This window comes from Acidobacteriota bacterium, assembly GCA_016208495.1.
GTDB lineage: Bacteria > Acidobacteriota > Blastocatellia > Chloracidobacteriales > Chloracidobacteriaceae > JACQXX01.
In genome coordinates, this window is the sequence record JACQXX010000015.1 from 15,748 (window position 1) to 30,878 (window position 15,131).

A 15,131-nucleotide genomic window follows, 5' to 3' on the forward strand; every position below is an offset into this window, starting at 1 on the left:
AATTGCGAAGTTGAGGTGACTCTAAACCCAGGCCAGACGGCGTGTCTTGATGCCGTTATGACGTTTCAACGTGTTTCGGTGATGAAGTTATGATGAAAGCAAAACTCCTTATGTATCAATTTGATGACGTTCAGGTACAGGTCGAGAAATTCCGGGTTTATAAAGCTGGACAGGTGGTTTCGCTCGAACCTAAAGCGTTTGAAGTCTTGCTGTTTTTGTTGGAAAACCAGGGACGGTTGATCGAAAAAAACGAATTGCTGGATGCGGTGTGGAAAGATTCGTTCGTGACCCAAAATGCCATGACCCGAGTGATCGCCCAGCTCCGAAAAGCCCTGGGCGATGACCCGAAAGAGGCAAAATACATTGAGACCGTTCCAACTCGCGGCTACCGGTTCGTTGCTTCAGTTGAAATTCTGGAAGCTGAATCCTCAGCTCCTGTTCTGGAACCCCCAACCCCCAACCCCCAACCCCCAACCCCAGTTTCTGCCCCAACTCCCAACCCCCAACCCCTAACCCCTGTTCTGTCGCCCCCAACCCCAGTTTCTATCCCCGAACCCCGACCCCTGACCCCTGACCCCTTTCCTTCACGCCTTCACGTCCCATTGTATTTTCTCTTTGCTGGGATTGGGGTGTTGCTGCTGGTTGCCGTGATTGGATGGGTCACCCAGAAACCTGCCCATAGCGAGTGGTCAGAAAGACCACAGGATCGGCGTGATTTGGCCCAACTGACGACATCGACTGGGCTTGATATTTATCCGGCGGTTTCTCCAGATGGAAATTCAATTGCCTATAGTTCGGACCGAAGCGGGAAGTTTGAAATCTATGTTCGGCCATTAACGCCAGGTGGTCGCGAAATCCAGGTGACCAACGATGGTGAACAAAATTTGCAGCCGACATGGTCGCCTGATGGAAAGATGATTGCCTACTTCTCACAAAATCGTCACGGGATTTATGTGGTCCCAGCGTTGGGCGGTGTTGCCAAACAACTGACGGAGTTTGGGTCACAACCAGCCTGGTCACCTGACGGAAAAACCATTGCCTTTCAAGAAGATGAACTCTCAGATCTCGGCCCCGTTGCACTCAGTTCCTTGCCGCCTTCAACGCTCTGGACGATTCCCGTGCACGGTGGTACGCCACGCCAGATCACACAGGTTGGTCAGCCCTCAGGTGGACACGGCTCCCCTTGCTGGTCCCCAGACGGAAAATGGATTGCGTTTATTTCCTATGAGTTTGTCTATAACCTGGGTGATGCCGGGATTTGGGTTGTTTCACCTGAAACGGGTATGCTGAACCGGCTTTCCTGGAATCCACACCTGACGTTTAATCCCATTTTCTCACCTGACGGCAAAGCGCTCTATTACGTCGGGATGTCCTCGACCAAAAATTTGTACCTGTGGAAAATTGAGTTCAACCCGGAGACCGGAAAACCAAATGGAAAGCCCTTTGAGGTAACCAATACGGGCTATTCATTGATCAAATACCTGTCAATTTCTCCGGATGGCAAGCGGATTTATTACACGTCTTTGAACATGACCAACAACCTCTGGTCAGTACCGATTTCTCCCTCCACCGGAGAAGCCACAGGTGAACCGGTGGCTTTAACCAACGATACCAGTTTCCGCAAAACCCTTCCGGCTTTTTCTCCCGACGGGAAAAAGATTGCCTATGATGTTCGGGTGGCTGGAGCCAAACCTGACGTCTGGATTATGGATGCGGATGGGAAAAACCAGACACAAGTGACCACTGACGAGCGCAATGATTCATTGCTCGGATGGCTTCCAGACAATGACCAGGTCGTTTTTATCTCTGATCGAGAACGGGAAATATTCTTCTGGGTCGCCTCAACCAGTCGGGGGTTGGAAAAGCCAATCGTACAATTTCGTCATCCAGGTGGACATGGACGACTTTCGCCGGATGGAAAATCCATTGCCTATGATGTGCCGGTTGACAATGCCATCAACATTTGGGTTACTTCAATTGGAAGTGGAGGGGAACGACAAATCACGACAGGTACTGGATTTATGGGTTTTCCAGCCTGGTCGTCGGATGGCAAATGGCTGGCCTTTGAAATCAAGGATCGGGGCTTTTGCAACATTGCAATTGTCCCAAGCGAAGGCGGTCCAGTCACCCAGTTGACCTTTGAACAGGGCCAAAACTGGCCGTACACCTGGTCTCCAGACAGTTCAAAAATTGCATTGGCCAAGTACAAAGACGGCTTCTGGAATGTGTGGTGGATTTCACCAACCACGCGCGAACAAAAACAAATTACAAACTTCACCAAACCAAATTGTTATATTCGCTATCCGGCCTGGTCTCCCAAAGGCGATCAAATTGTGTTTGAACACGCCGAAATCACCGGCAATATCTGGTCAATGACGGTGGGGGAATGAAGAATGAAGAATGAAGAAACAATCCTGGTGTTTTGTACCTGGTACCTGGTATCTGGTGCTTTGGAACCAATACCTTCCAAGAACCAAGAACCAAATTCTTCATTCTCAATTCTTCATTCTTCAGATTGCGTGCAGCGGGTAGCCAGTAATCATCACATCGTTCCCAACATGTTTGACCACGACATCCACCAATCGGAGTGATTCATCCAGACGGGCAAAGCCGTCTCCGGCCACGGCACTGGTGGCCAAACGTCCGCCAATCAGCAGCGGTGCAATAAAAAAAGTCACTTTATCAATCAACATTGAGGTCAGAAACGAGCCGGCGACTTCGGCGCCGCCTTCAACCAGCACACTGGTCACGTGGTGGTCAGCCAGACTTTGAAGGACCGCAGGCAAATCCAATCGTGGGCGCTGGGTTTCCGGGTCGAAAAATGACGGGACGTGAAAGACTCGTACGCCGTGGGCTTCAAGCTGTCGCTGTCGCTCCCGTTTTTCTCCTTCTTCGTCGGTAAAGACCCACACCGGCGCTTCAAACGCGGTTTGGACCAGGGAAGAGGTGAGCGGCAGTCGCAGTTCAGAATCCAGAATAAGGCGTTTGACCGGTTGATGGCGCGGTAGGTTTCCGCGATAGGTGAGCGCCGGGTTATCCGCAATGGCCGTCACAATGCCAACCATAACGGCATCATATCCATAGCGGAGTTTTTGAACTTCGATGCGGGCAGCTTCGCCCGTAATCCACTGTGCATCTCCGGTTCGGGTAGCGGTGCGGCCATCCAGGCTCATCGCTGTTTTCAAATGGATGAAAGGCCGACCTTGGGTGTGATAAGTCACAAATATTTCGTTGAGATGTCGGCTTTCGCGTTCGCCAATACCGACGAGGACTTCAATACCAGCGGCTTCGAGTTGTTCAAATCCTTTGCCAAATACCTGTGGGTTTGGGTCGCGCATCGCGGAAACGACTCGGGTAATTCCCGCCTGGATAATGGCCTGGGTACAGGGTGGCGTGCGGCCAAAGTGGGCACAGGGCTCAAGGTTGGTGTACATCGTGGCCCCGCGCGCCAGTTCACCGGCTTCTTCGAGGGCGTTGACTTCAGCGTGGCGGCGTTCTTCAAAGCGATGACATCCCCGCCCGATGATCTGACCATCTTTGACCACAATCGCGCCAACCATTGGGTTGGGGCTCACCAGGCCACGACCTTGTTCGGCCAGTTTGAGGGTTTCTCGAATAAATACCAGATCGTCCATATGTTTTAGGGTTCAGGGTTCAGGGTTCAGGGTTCAGGGTAAATGATTGGAAAGATTTGATTCTCTTAAACCCCAAGCCCGATGCCCTGAGCCCGAAATGGTGTGACTACTTTAGGAATGATCTCAACCTGATTTGCAGCCGTGAGTAGGAGATGAATTGGTTCTTCTAAATCAGATTCTGAGTCAGAACAAGTTGGGTCGGGAGATGGCAAACTCTCACCCTGGAAAATGCAGGCTTCTGCCATATCAACCAGAGCCCCTGCCAGCAGTCGCCGAGTTTCCTCCAGCGAAGGGCCGAATGTAATGACTCCTGGAAAATCAAGCACTTCGCCATGAACCCCGTTCTCAATGAATTTATACATCGCACGATAAGTAATCATTATTCCCTCTTCTCAATCCTCAAAACGTTTCGGCTGGAATCCCCAATGTTCGCACCTGGGCTGCAATGTTTTCCAGTTCTTCACGCGAGACGCGGTGTAAATTTTTGGCTGCCGTCGGGCGATCCAGGCTGTAGAGATGCACCGCCGTCGGCTTGATCCGTTTGAGATGTTCAAGCCACTGGCTCACTTCCTCGGGTCTGGAGTTGTCAATCACTTCGCCGTCAACTTCACCCCGAAAAAACATGCTCTGAATCATCACTGGCGCTTCAAAGTCGCAGATGTCATCCACGATTTTTCCAAGTGTCAGTTTGCCATAGGGCCGATCTACCTGACGAAAGGTAGCTTCGGTGCCAGCATCAAGTTTCATCTGGCGCACATCAGCTTTGAGCAATCCGCGCCGGGCTGGGGCAAATTTGAGTCGTGTGGCATTGGTTAAGACGGTCACTTTGGCGTTTGGGGCATAACGGTCGCGAAGTTCGCAGGTTTTGTCAATCAGGAGTTCAAATTTCGGGTGCAGCGTCGGCTCACCATTCCCCGCAAACGTGATGGCTGCCAGTTCGATTCCGTGGTTCTGGCACTCCTTGAGTTTGAGTTCAAGTTCCGTGACCAGTTGCTCGACGGTGGGCATTTTCCCGGCTGGCCGGTCAGAATCAGTCCAGCCGCATTCGCAATAGGGACAATCAAAATTGCAGACCTTGGTTTCCACTGGCAACGGATTGATGCCCAGGCTCGTCCCCAGCCGACGTGATGGTACCGGACCATAGACATAGGTCAAATGAAGCATCTTTTCCGGATCAATGTCGTGCATAGGTTCCTTAGCTGATAAGTCAGTAGTCAGTAGACAAAACCCGGATCGTTGAATCCGTCGAATTCTTGAAAAGAATTGTTCCTAAATGATTCAAATAGAACAAAATCCACTTGACACGAATTCCAAAATCCCAACACTCGACTACTGACTACTGACTACTGACTACTGACTACTGCCTACTGACTACTGACTACTGATTACTGACTACTGACTACTGCCTACTGACTACTGACTACTGACACTGACTACTGACTACTGACTTTCTTCTTCTTCTGAATCCGATACCGGTCAAATCGGCAGACAGCCTTGTAATCGCAATACTGGCAGGTGAGTTCGTTTTGGGCCGGGCGAACCCGAAAATCGCCGTCGCGCAGGTGATGCCAGTATCGCCAGACATAATTGATGAGTTGTTTGCGGGTGGCCTGCCAGTCGTCATCGCTCAGGTTTGAGGTTGTACGACCCATGCCGGTGTAGGCTGAAAAATCAGCGCGGTAGAGCCCATTGTTGCGGCGATCCGAACCTGGACGCAACGAATAATACCCGCCGCCGATGACTTCTTGTTCTTCGCGGCAGAAAAGCCGTTCCAGGGCTTCAAGGTAGATCGCCATCTGCACATCGCGGCCAGCCCGCATGTCGTTGATTGACGCTCCGCGTGAGGTTTTGTAGTCATAGGCGACCAGTTTGCCGTCTTCTGAAACATCCACCCGGTCAATCTGCCCACGCAGACGCATGATTTCACCGTTTGGGCTCGTCAGCAAAAGCGGTTCCCGGAGCGATGCCGGGTCACGATGCCGGGGCGACATTCCAAAGGCCAGTTCACCAAATCGGGGCCGAACCGGGCGCTGGGCTGTTTCTTCAAACTCAACTTCGTAATCAATCACCTGCTCAAGTTGGAGAATAAGCACTGACCGTTCGATTTCCCAAAGCTTTGGGTTGAGCGGCGGCAGACGGGTTTCAAAGTTATTAAAGACATCTTCAGCGGCTTTTTTAAGTTGGGCAAGCAGTTTATCGCGACCAATTTCCGAGAGGGTTTTCCCACGCAGCCGGCTGAAAAACTCGCGCAAAATTTCGTGGAGCAGCAGCCCTCGATCCTGGTTTTGGAGGTCGAGCGCCGCTTCAACCCGAGGTCTCAGGTCCAGCACCCGATGCGCAAAGAAGCGAAATGGACACTGGCCATATTCATTGAACTCGGTGGCGCTGTATACCCGGTCTTCGCCAAACTGGTTGGCCACCGCACTGCGCACAATGTCGCTTTCCATCCTCCCGTCAAAGGTTCCAAATCGCGAGCCATATCGTTCAGCTTCGATTTCAAGCCGTCGTTGCGCCAGTTTCGACACATACCCGCGATCAAATATGTATTGCTCCAGCACCGTGACCACTTCGGATGAAGCGAGCGGTCCAAAAGAGATCGCAAAATCATCAGGTGATTCGCCCAGTTTTTGTCGCCGTCTGAGTGCTGTGCTGGCCCGCGCCAGTTCGCGAACCGTGGTGGATTCCAGAATCTGGCTGCCGTCATAGCCTTTCGGAACAGATCGGGCGAGGGAAATGGTGTCTGGCGGCGGTTCAAGCTCAAACAGTCCCGCCGGGTACACCCGCTCTAATTCGGTCAAAAAGTAGGACTTTACGGCTTCGGTGTCATCTTCCTGGTTTTTCGGGAATGATACATAGAGCCGTTCGGTCGCACGGTTGACGATTTGATAAAAATAGTGTTCTTCCTTGCGCATCACGGCGGGCGAAATGTCTTCGAGCGTGAGGCCGTACTCTTTCAACTGTTCGCGTTCTGCTGGAGGGTAAATCCAGTCGGCGCGGCCACGAATCGGAAACCCGCCTTCAACCAGCCCCAGCACAAACACGGCCCGAAAGGTGAGTCCGCGGACGTCAGTGGCTTCGAGAATCCGCACCGCCCCAAAGGTTTCAGGCTGAACCCGAAGCGGCAGATTTTCGAGTGACCGGCCCAGTTCATCGCGGAACGTCGTGATCCGCAAACGCGGAAGTCGTCTGGTGGCTTCGTTTGGGTCGGAAGAATGGGGTTTAAGCGGCGCCGAACCGCCACCGCAAATCATCCGGATTCCTTCAGCCGCGTGGGAAACGGCATCCTGTACCGCCGCCATGGCCCGGTTGATGGCTTCTGACCCGCGCAGGTCGAGCGTGGCCCGGAGCATTTTCTCCGGATCACCTTGCGCTTCTTTGAGCGCCTGTTCCAGATGGGCTTTAAATTGCAGGTCGGTGAGGACTTCGTTGAGTCGGATGACCAGGTCCTGGGCCAGCGATTCATACGGAATTTTGAGCAGAATACGTCCCAGAACGGCCAGAACTCGTGCAGTTGCAAAGATTTGCCAGGGGATGACCGCATCGGCGCGAACCTGATGGCGTGGCTGTGGATCAGTCGAAAGTAGGGTTTCTTCGAAATCTTCAAAGAATTCTTGAAACAGATTGAGTTCTTCAAACGGCAGGCCCGGCTGGTCAGTCCCAATCAGTTTTCCGGTCACCGGAATATCAAATTTTCCAAGCAGTTTTGCGGAACGTGACAACCAGTCATCCAGGTGGAGTTGTTGCCCGACAAAGGCCACGATGTTTTCAATATCGTCAACGGTCAGATCAGTCGGCGACGTGATCGAATACACGCTATCGGGCGTGATGCTCGTGATGCCCTGAAGATGGAAATAATCGCTTTTGAGCAGGCCGACAAGTTTGCCAACCGGGATGCGAGGTGGACGTTCCGCTACGTCATCCGGATGGCGCGATGCAGCCGCATCCAGCAATTTACGAACGGCCCGAACGGCTGGAATATCAGAGACTTTCAGTCGTTCATCCAGTGCATAGGCAATACCTTCTTCACTGAAAACGCGGCGCAGGTCCTGGCCATAGGCTTCCTTGTTGCGCACCACGACGGCAATTTCAAACGGCTGGAAGCTTTCCACTCTCACCAGTGATTTGATTTCCTTGGCGACGGCACGGACTTCGCGTTCCCGGTCCGGTGCTTCAAAAACGGTGATGGGCAGACCTTCTTCCAGGAGGTTTGTCATCGCTTCGGCGGGTGGGGCTTCCCATTTGGTGTTAAACAGCGCCTGCCGGATTGGGTCCAACCCCGGAAGCACTCCTTCAACTGAAATCGGCTGTGCCGTCGGGTCAATGTGGTGAAAATAGCGGCGCTCAAAGTGATCCGCCATTTTTTCAACGTGTTCGAGTGTGTCGTCAATTGGGCGGAACACGTCGCGGTTGTTCACATCATAATCAAAGTTGAAAAAGACTTCGGGGGTGTGGGCAATCAGCCGCTTGAGGATTTCACCCTGGGCAGGCGTAAAGTCGAAAAAGCCATCCACGACCATCAACCTGACTGGCTTGAGATACGGAACGTGGCACAGGTAGCCTTCATATTCGCCGTCAAGTACCTGTAACACACGCAGGTGATCTTCGTTGATGTCGGTCAATCCGTTGGTGTAAAGCGCCGATTGATAACATTCGTAAATCAATGCCACATCACGCTCATAGCCAAGCATGGCGTCAACTTCGGGTGGCAGGCCATTGATCAGGTCGTCTTCATCTTCTGGTTTGGGGAAACTTTCCATCGCCCGGCGAATGCGGTCTTCGACAATCAACCGAAACGCGCCGGACGCTTTCCCGGCCCGTTGGATTTCGCCAATCAGGTCGGCCACTGATTCAACACAGCCGTCCGACTTGGCCAGCGCGCCAAAGTGGGGAATCCGCCCGGAACTTGCAAGTTGGGCCATGACCTGTGACAGGAGCGGGCGCTGAAGTGGGCGCTGATCAATGTCAATCCGGTCACGGCGGGGAAGTGGTTCGTCCGTGCCTCCGGGAAGGGAAATGCGGGCGCTTTTTAAAATCTGCTGCATCAACCCGGTAAAGAGGTGGATCGGAAGCGAGCCGATATTGCCCCGGATTTCAAGGCCATCCACCATCTGGTCATAGACTTCGAGCATCAGTGGTCGCGACGCGGCGATGTAGAGGATTTCCGAGCCTCGACCCTGGCGGAGCCGTTCACGGCAGCGTTCAATGAGCAGCGCACGCTGTTTTCCAAGCAATGGACCAAGCCAGATTTCACGAAGCGGAGGAGTGGTTGAAGACATGTGGCACCTGGATTAACAGAAAGTGGAAAAAGTTCAGAGTCCCGCCTTTAGGCGGTAAAAGTTTGGAATGTATTGAAAAAGAAGTGTTTCAGTACGTAGGGCTGCCGAAGACGTATTCCAAAACTCACGTGATCAACTGGTTCTGAGCCCAGGAACTGGGCGGCATTTATTAAAGCCTCGGGTGGAGCGGAGCGGAATCCGTGGAATCTGGGGTTCGTTGCAATCACCCTGCCTGATGGGGTGTGCCGTCCGGGTTGATTTTTTCCCACGGACTCCACTCGCTGACGCTCGTTCCGCCCGAGGCTTTAACAAATGTCGCCCACTTCGTGGACTGAAAATCAGTTTGGATTCTGAGTTTGGGGTAAATTGTAAAGAACTCAGGGCTTTAACTAAATGCTGTTTCGTCGTGAATGGAAAAAACACGAGACTTTGAAAAATCCCATCCTTCAGCAACCGCCAGTCGAATACATTTTGCCACGTCTGAAGGCAAGACCGGCTGTGGTGACTGGCAGAAATAACTGCCTGGATGTGGTTGCGGAAAATGCACAATCAAAACCGAACCAGGAACTTCCGCTGGTGAGATGGCAACTGTCAGCGGGACATTGGGGTAAAATGCCTGCCCGTAGGTGGGTTTCTGTCTGATGCGCCAGCGAAAAGATTGACCATCAACCACGATTGTCCGTGCGCCTTTGCCTGGGATGGCCATGGAAAAACCTCTTGAATCTGGTGACACGAGTGAGCATTTTCAACTATAAAGCAGAGAAATTGGAACAGTCAGGAACGTCAGCAGTGTATCGCTTCTGGTCCGACTATGTCAGCGATGAAACTGTTTATGGTGTGTTTCAAGTTGATTCGAATGGTTGGAATTTCACGATTATCGAGTCACCAACTGATCTACCGCCGACCGCACTCGACGTACGCGCTGTGCGGGCACTGATTCACAAAATGAAAAAACACCATCTGGTTGCAAACAGTTTGCCTGAAACTGTTTATTTTGTGGCGTAACGGATTGGGGGATAAGTAACCGTGGGCTTCGCACCACGGCTATTACACAACGCCCATGCCGGGCTAAAATCCTTATCCTTGTGCTTATGTTCTTCAGCCCCGAGCTTGCGAGTCTTCAGCCCCAAGCCCGATGTTTTCAGCCCGACGTCTTCAGCCCTAAATCACAGCACTCGCGGCACTTTAAAGTGCCCGGCACCGGCCTGTGGTGCATTGCCAAGAGCTTCTTCCTGAGCAAGCGAAGGCAGGGTTATGTCTTCGCGCCAGGTGCTGGCCGGGTCACCGCTCAACGTGCTGTGCGACATCGGCTCGACATTCGACGTGTCCAGTTTATTGAGTTCATCAAAGTAGTTCACAATCGCGCCCATCTGGACTGTCAGTCGGTCTTTTTCTTCTTCAGTCAGTTCCAGGCTGGCCAGAACGGCGATTTTTGTCACATCATCTTTAGTAATTGACATTGTTGTTGCTTCCTTTGGCTTCCATCGAAATGAATTTTGAGTTAAGAATTTGCCAGCGTAATCAGAACGGCACGTTCATTCAAGTTTGATTGGTTGCTTTCACCACGCTGCACCTCCCACAACCCACATCACGTCTGTCGAAAAAAGGAATCCACGAAAAGCCTATGTCGAGCAAACTTGTCATCAGCGCCATCGGTCCGGATCGGGTCGGACTTGTTAAAAGCATTTCGGCCTTCATTGTCGAACGCAACGCCAATATTGAAGACAGCAAAATGGCGGTCTTTTGCGGCGAATTTGCTATCATCATGCTCGTTGGCGGCCAAGAAGCCGACCTGACGGCCATCGAACACAGTCAGTCGCAACTGGCCGAACAAACCGGCCTGAACATCTTTATGCGGCGTCCGTCTGAGGTGAAACCAGCGGAATCGGGTGTGCCCTACACGCTGGTGGCGTCGTCAATTGACCATCCTGGGATTGTGCACCGCCTGACGAGTGAGCTTTCCGCTTCCGGAATCAACATCGAGTCCATGGAAACCAAAACCTATAGCGCTCCCTGGAGCGGAACGCCGATGTTTCGATTTGAAGCCAAACTCTCCATTCCACAACAGGTGAATGTTCCGCGCCTGCGCTCCCATTTCCTGTCGCTTGGCGAAGAAGAAAATTTTGATATTGATTTGACGGTAGTTAGTAGTCAGTAGTCAGTAGTCAGTAGTCAGTAGTCAGTAGTGGATAAGTCAGTAGTCAGTAGATAAAACCCGAACCGTTGAATTCGTCGAATTCTTGAAAAGAATTGTTTCTAAATGATTCAAATAGAACCAAATACCCTTGACAGGCAACTCGAAATCCTAACACTCGACTACTGACTACTGACTTTTCGGCCAGAGCCCAACTTTCCGCAATAGCTGGGAAAAGCGTGGATCCTGACGAATTGGATCAAAACGTGGATCAATGTTGAGAAACACCATCTCGCGGTAGCGTTCCTCCAGACTTTTTTCGAGATATTTGAAGGCGGCTTCCTCATCTCCCAACCCAATTGAAATCACCGCCAGGTTGTAAGACGACACATATTCGGTTTTGGCCCGTTTCTGCAGGGTTGTCAGGAGTCGCATGGCTTCGTCGCGATTGCCTGAAGCTGCCTGACAGTGGCCGATCATGGTCACGACCGCCGGGTTGTTGTTTGAGAGCGCCATGGCTTTTTGGAATTCGGCCAGGGCTTCTGGGAAAAGCCCTTTTTGTTCATATGAAAGACCCAAAAAGGCGTGGGTGTTGACAAAGCGGTCAATTGCCAGCACCCGGCGACATTCCAGGATGGCCCAGTCATATTGGCGTGAGTAGTAGTACAAATGCGCCACCGTCGTGTTGACTGGCAGCGAGAGCGGGTCAAGTTGTTGGGCACGTTGGGCTGATTGGATCGCTTCATCAGTCCGTCCAAGCAATTCCAGGCAAATCGCCAGCCACTGGTGAGCTGTGGCATAGCCTGGGTTGAGATCAATTGCCCGCCGGAATTCACGCTCGGCACCGGCCCAATCCCAGTCATAGTACATTTTGATATCCGCCAGCGAAGCGTGCGCTTCGGCAATATTTGGATCGAGTTCCAGGGCTTTCAGGACAGCTTCCTTGGCTTCCGGATAGGCTTCCCGAGGTCGGCGCAGGCCATAATACCCCATCAATCCATAGGTATCAGCCAGCCCGGTGTAGGCCAGTGCATATTTGGGATCAATCCGAATCGCCTCTTTGAAGTGTTCGACGGCGGATTCGAGCGATTCCCTGGTGCGTTTGTTCCAGGCATAGCGTCCGCGCAGATATGCCTGATGGGCTTCTGAGTTTTCAGTAAAGTGCTTGATGACTTTCTGGCGCTGCTCGCCGGTTAGCCGAAATTGAAGGTTGGTAGAGATATCTTCCGCGATTTCATCCTGGGTGAACAGAATGTCGGAGGTGGTGCTGTTGTATTGCTCGCCCCAGAGCCGTGAACCATCTTTCACATCCACCAGTTCGGTTGAAATGATCAGCATTTTATTGCGTTGGGTGACACGTCCGGTCAAAACGGATCGGACTTTTAATTCCTGACCAACTTTCTGGGGATCAGGCTGGCGGCCCTTGTAACGAAAAACAGTGCTGCTTGCCATCACTCTCAGGCCCGGTACATGCGACAGGCTGTTGATGATGTTTTCGGTGATGCCGTCACTCAGGTAATCGGTTGAAGGATCAGACGTGGTGTTGACAAATGGCAGTACCGCAATCGAATCAATGGCTGAATTTTCAACGACATTGCGCGCTTTGGCCCGTTCCCGAAAATACTGTGCCACCGGAAAAACCAGCGCCGTCAGGAGCAAGGTCACAATGAGCCCAAATAAAGCGGTCCGCAGATGACGAATCGGGATGCCCCAGGTGTGTTTGGTGATTGGTGGCGTTGAGTCCCAGAGGCGCAACGTAATGGCGCTTTCCCCAGAGCACAGGCTGTAGATGCCTTGCAATTCACCCAATAAATCACGAGTGGTCGGGTAGCGTTTTTCCGGGATTTTGGCCAGGCACCGGGCAATCAACTGGCAGAATTCTTCCGGCATGCGCTGATCGGATCCCTGCACTGGTGGGGTTGGGTCGGTAATAATCGCCGCCAGGGTCTGAATGGTGTTGGCCCGATCAAAGGGGCGTTTCCCGGTGACCATTTCATACAAAATGACCCCAAACGAAAACTGATCGGAATGAAATCCGATTGGGTCGCTTGATGCCTGCTCGGGGCTCATATAGCTGACCGTTCCAAGAATGACTCCGGGCGTGGTCCGGATCGGCGGCGGCTGTGAATCATCAATAATCTGGGTATTAATTTGTGAGTTTTGGGACTGCGGAATGGCTGGAATCAACTTTGCCAGCCCAAAGTCCAGAATTTTGGCCCGTCCATCACGGCTGACCATGATGTTTTCGGGCTTGAGATCGCGGTGAACAATCCCGGCTTCGTGGGCAGCGGCCAGTCCCTCAGCGACTTGAATCACCAGATGGAGCATCTGGCTGAGCGTCAACGACCCGTCCTGCATCAGCCCACGCAGGGAGCGGCCTTCGACCAGTTCTGAGACAATGTAGCTCTGGTCATGTTCAAACCCGACATCATAAATGGCGACAATATTTGGATGATTCAGTGCACTGGCTGCACGGGCTTCATTTTCAAAACGGCGTTTCATTTCCGGATTGGTGGCGGCCTCGGGTGACAAAATCTTGAGGGCGACATCACGTCCAAGCCGGCTGTCACGCGCCCGATACACCGCCCCCATACCACCGGCGCCAAGTTTGCCGATGATTTCATAAGGACCGAACCGGGTTTGTGTTGGAAGGTGGGCTGCCATTGTGTTCAGGAGTCAGGGGTTAGGGTTTCGGGGGAAAATAAAGGGACAAAAGGACAAAAAGGACAAAAAGGACAAAAGTTCAAAAACCCGGAACCCCAAGTGCCAAATGGTTCTTGACTTCATTGGGGTCACTGGGATAATCCTAGCCTTTCTCGACAACCCAGAAAAGCGAATGTTTCACGCCCCATCCATCGCTTTGTCGCAATCCACACACTCTATCATTCAACTGAATTGTTCAGGAGGGTTTCATGGCCATCAAAGTAGGCATTAACGGATTCGGTCGTATCGGACGCAACGTGCTGCGTACGGTTCTCGGCGACTCAGAGATTGAAATCGTTGCCGTAAACGATTTGACCGACGCAAAAACGCTGGCGCACTTGCTCAAATACGACTCGATTTTGGGAAATTTGGAAGCCACGGTCACGGCTCCGGCTGAAGACTGTATCGAAGTCAACGGACATCCAATCAAAGTCTTCAAAGTGCGCAGTCCGGAAGAACTCGATTGGGAATCGGTCGGTGCGGAAGTTGTGGTCGAATCCACTGGTTTGTTCACCAAGGGTGAAAAGGCCGCTGGCCACCTGCGTGGACCAGTCAAAAAGGTCATTATCTCGGCACCCGCCAAGGGTGAAGACCTGACCATCGTGCTCGGCGTGAACGACCATATGTATGATCCGGAAAAACACCGGATTCTGTCCAACGCATCCTGCACTACAAACTGTCTGGCGCCGGTTGCCAAAGTCATTCACGAAAATTTTGGGATCGTCAAAGCCTTGATGACGACCATTCACGCCTACACCAACGACCAGCGCATTCTGGATCTGCCACACAGCGACCTGCGCCGCGCCCGCGCTGCCGCGCTGTCAATGATTCCGACCAAAACCGGTGCGGCCCAGGCCGTGGAACTGGTGATGCCAGAACTCAAAGGCAAATTCGACGGTCTGGCCGTGCGTGTCCCAACGCCGAACGTGTCAGTGGTTGACGTGACATTTGAAGTTGAGAAATCAACCGATAAGGAAGGCGTCATGAATGCTCTGAAGGCAGCGGCGGAAGGCCCATTGAAAGGGATTTTGGCCTACACCGAAGAACCGCTGGTTTCCATTGACTTCCGGATGAACCCAAACTCATCCATTGTGGACGGTCCGCTCACCCGTGTCATCGGCGGCAACATGATCAAAGTGATGTCGTGGTATGACAATGAATGGGGCTATAGCTGCCGTGTCCGTGACCTGATCAAGTTCATGGCCGCGAAAGGACTGTAGAAAAACTGACAAGGTGACAAGGTGACAAGGTGATAGGATGACAGGGTGACAGGGTGACAGTGTGACAGGGTGACAAGGTGACAAGGTGACCCAGTGATCTATGACAAGATGATCCTGCTTCTACCGGATTTTGTGTTGGGGACAAATTAGGAGTGCCAGGAAG

Annotated in this window: 11 protein-coding genes; 4 read left to right on the forward strand and 7 right to left on the reverse strand. The window is 52.3% G+C overall.

Going from position 1 to position 15,131, the window contains the following annotated elements:
* Nucleotides 1-110: 110 nt before the first annotated feature.
* Nucleotides 111-2,390 carry a PD40 domain-containing protein gene (locus HY774_02240; protein ID MBI4747278.1) on the forward strand — a complete coding sequence of 760 codons (2,280 nt, stop codon included), beginning with the start codon at nt 111-113 and terminating at the stop codon, nt 2,388-2,390.
* Between the two features lie 120 nt (nt 2,391-2,510).
* Here HY774_02240 and ribD read toward each other — a convergent pair whose 3' ends face one another.
* The 5 genes from ribD to HY774_02265 form a co-directional block, all read right to left on the reverse strand.
* Nucleotides 2,511-3,635, reverse strand: a complete 1,125-nt coding sequence (ribD, locus tag HY774_02245; GenBank protein ID MBI4747279.1) for a bifunctional diaminohydroxyphosphoribosylaminopyrimidine deaminase/5-amino-6-(5-phosphoribosylamino)uracil reductase RibD — start codon at nt 3,633-3,635, stop codon at nt 2,511-2,513.
* A 65-nt stretch (nt 3,636-3,700) separates the two neighbouring features.
* Nucleotides 3,701-4,015 (reverse strand): hypothetical protein, encoded by a 315-nt coding sequence (locus HY774_02250; GenBank protein ID MBI4747280.1) that lies wholly within the window; start codon nt 4,013-4,015, stop codon nt 3,701-3,703.
* Between the two features lie 19 nt (nt 4,016-4,034).
* Nucleotides 4,035-4,823, reverse strand: coding sequence for a radical SAM protein (locus tag HY774_02255; GenBank protein MBI4747281.1), 789 nt, complete (start codon nt 4,821-4,823; stop codon nt 4,035-4,037).
* A gap of 245 nt (nt 4,824-5,068) precedes the next feature.
* The gene (locus HY774_02260; protein MBI4747282.1) at nt 5,069-8,911 is read right to left on the reverse strand and encodes a PD-(D/E)XK nuclease family protein; all 3,843 of its coding nucleotides are present in this window, start codon (nt 8,909-8,911) and stop codon (nt 5,069-5,071) included.
* Between the two features lie 385 nt (nt 8,912-9,296).
* Nucleotides 9,297-9,617, reverse strand: a complete 321-nt coding sequence (locus HY774_02265; GenBank protein MBI4747283.1) for a hypothetical protein — start codon at nt 9,615-9,617, stop codon at nt 9,297-9,299.
* A 29-nt stretch (nt 9,618-9,646) separates the two neighbouring features.
* Between HY774_02265 and HY774_02270 the strand changes: the two genes are divergently transcribed.
* A complete protein-coding gene (locus HY774_02270; GenBank protein MBI4747284.1) occupies nt 9,647-9,916 on the forward strand; it encodes a hypothetical protein in 270 nt (89 codons plus the stop codon).
* Nucleotides 9,917-10,077: 161 nt separating this feature from the next.
* Here the strand turns inward: HY774_02270 and gatC are convergent, their stop codons facing one another.
* Nucleotides 10,078-10,371 (reverse strand): Asp-tRNA(Asn)/Glu-tRNA(Gln) amidotransferase subunit GatC, encoded by a 294-nt coding sequence (gatC, locus tag HY774_02275; GenBank protein MBI4747285.1) that lies wholly within the window; start codon nt 10,369-10,371, stop codon nt 10,078-10,080.
* 164 nt (nt 10,372-10,535) lie between these two features.
* Here gatC and HY774_02280 point away from each other — a divergent pair, with 164 nt between their 5' ends.
* A complete protein-coding gene (locus HY774_02280) occupies nt 10,536-11,069 on the forward strand; it encodes a glycine cleavage system protein R (GenBank protein MBI4747286.1) in 534 nt (177 codons plus the stop codon).
* Nucleotides 11,070-11,234: 165 nt separating this feature from the next.
* Here HY774_02280 and HY774_02285 read toward each other — a convergent pair whose 3' ends face one another.
* Nucleotides 11,235-13,709 carry a protein kinase gene (locus tag HY774_02285; GenBank protein MBI4747287.1) on the reverse strand — a complete coding sequence of 825 codons (2,475 nt, stop codon included), beginning with the start codon at nt 13,707-13,709 and terminating at the stop codon, nt 11,235-11,237.
* A 248-nt stretch (nt 13,710-13,957) separates the two neighbouring features.
* Between HY774_02285 and gap the strand changes: the two genes are divergently transcribed.
* A complete protein-coding gene (gene gap / locus HY774_02290) occupies nt 13,958-14,968 on the forward strand; it encodes a type I glyceraldehyde-3-phosphate dehydrogenase (protein MBI4747288.1) in 1,011 nt (336 codons plus the stop codon).
* The last annotated feature ends 163 nt before the right edge of the window (nt 14,969-15,131 follow it).

Bases quoted from the DNA above. Each gene is read 5' to 3' on its own strand.
- HY774_02240 (MBI4747278.1), top strand. From the start codon at position 111: ATGTATCAATTTGATGACGTTCAGGTACAGGTCGAGAAATTCCGGGTT.
- ribD (MBI4747279.1), bottom strand. From the start codon at position 3,635: ATGGACGATCTGGTATTTATTCGAGAAACCCTCAAACTGGCCGAACAA.
- HY774_02250 (MBI4747280.1), bottom strand. From the start codon at position 4,015: ATGATTACTTATCGTGCGATGTATAAATTCATTGAGAACGGGGTTCAT.
- HY774_02255 (MBI4747281.1), bottom strand. From the start codon at position 4,823: ATGCACGACATTGATCCGGAAAAGATGCTTCATTTGACCTATGTCTAT.
- HY774_02260 (MBI4747282.1), bottom strand. From the start codon at position 8,911: ATGTCTTCAACCACTCCTCCGCTTCGTGAAATCTGGCTTGGTCCATTG.
- HY774_02265 (MBI4747283.1), bottom strand. From the start codon at position 9,617: ATGGCCATCCCAGGCAAAGGCGCACGGACAATCGTGGTTGATGGTCAA.
- gatC (MBI4747285.1), bottom strand. From the start codon at position 10,371: ATGTCAATTACTAAAGATGATGTGACAAAAATCGCCGTTCTGGCCAGC.
- HY774_02280 (MBI4747286.1), top strand. From the start codon at position 10,536: ATGTCGAGCAAACTTGTCATCAGCGCCATCGGTCCGGATCGGGTCGGA.
- HY774_02285 (MBI4747287.1), bottom strand. From the start codon at position 13,709: ATGGCAGCCCACCTTCCAACACAAACCCGGTTCGGTCCTTATGAAATC.
- gap (MBI4747288.1), top strand. From the start codon at position 13,958: ATGGCCATCAAAGTAGGCATTAACGGATTCGGTCGTATCGGACGCAAC.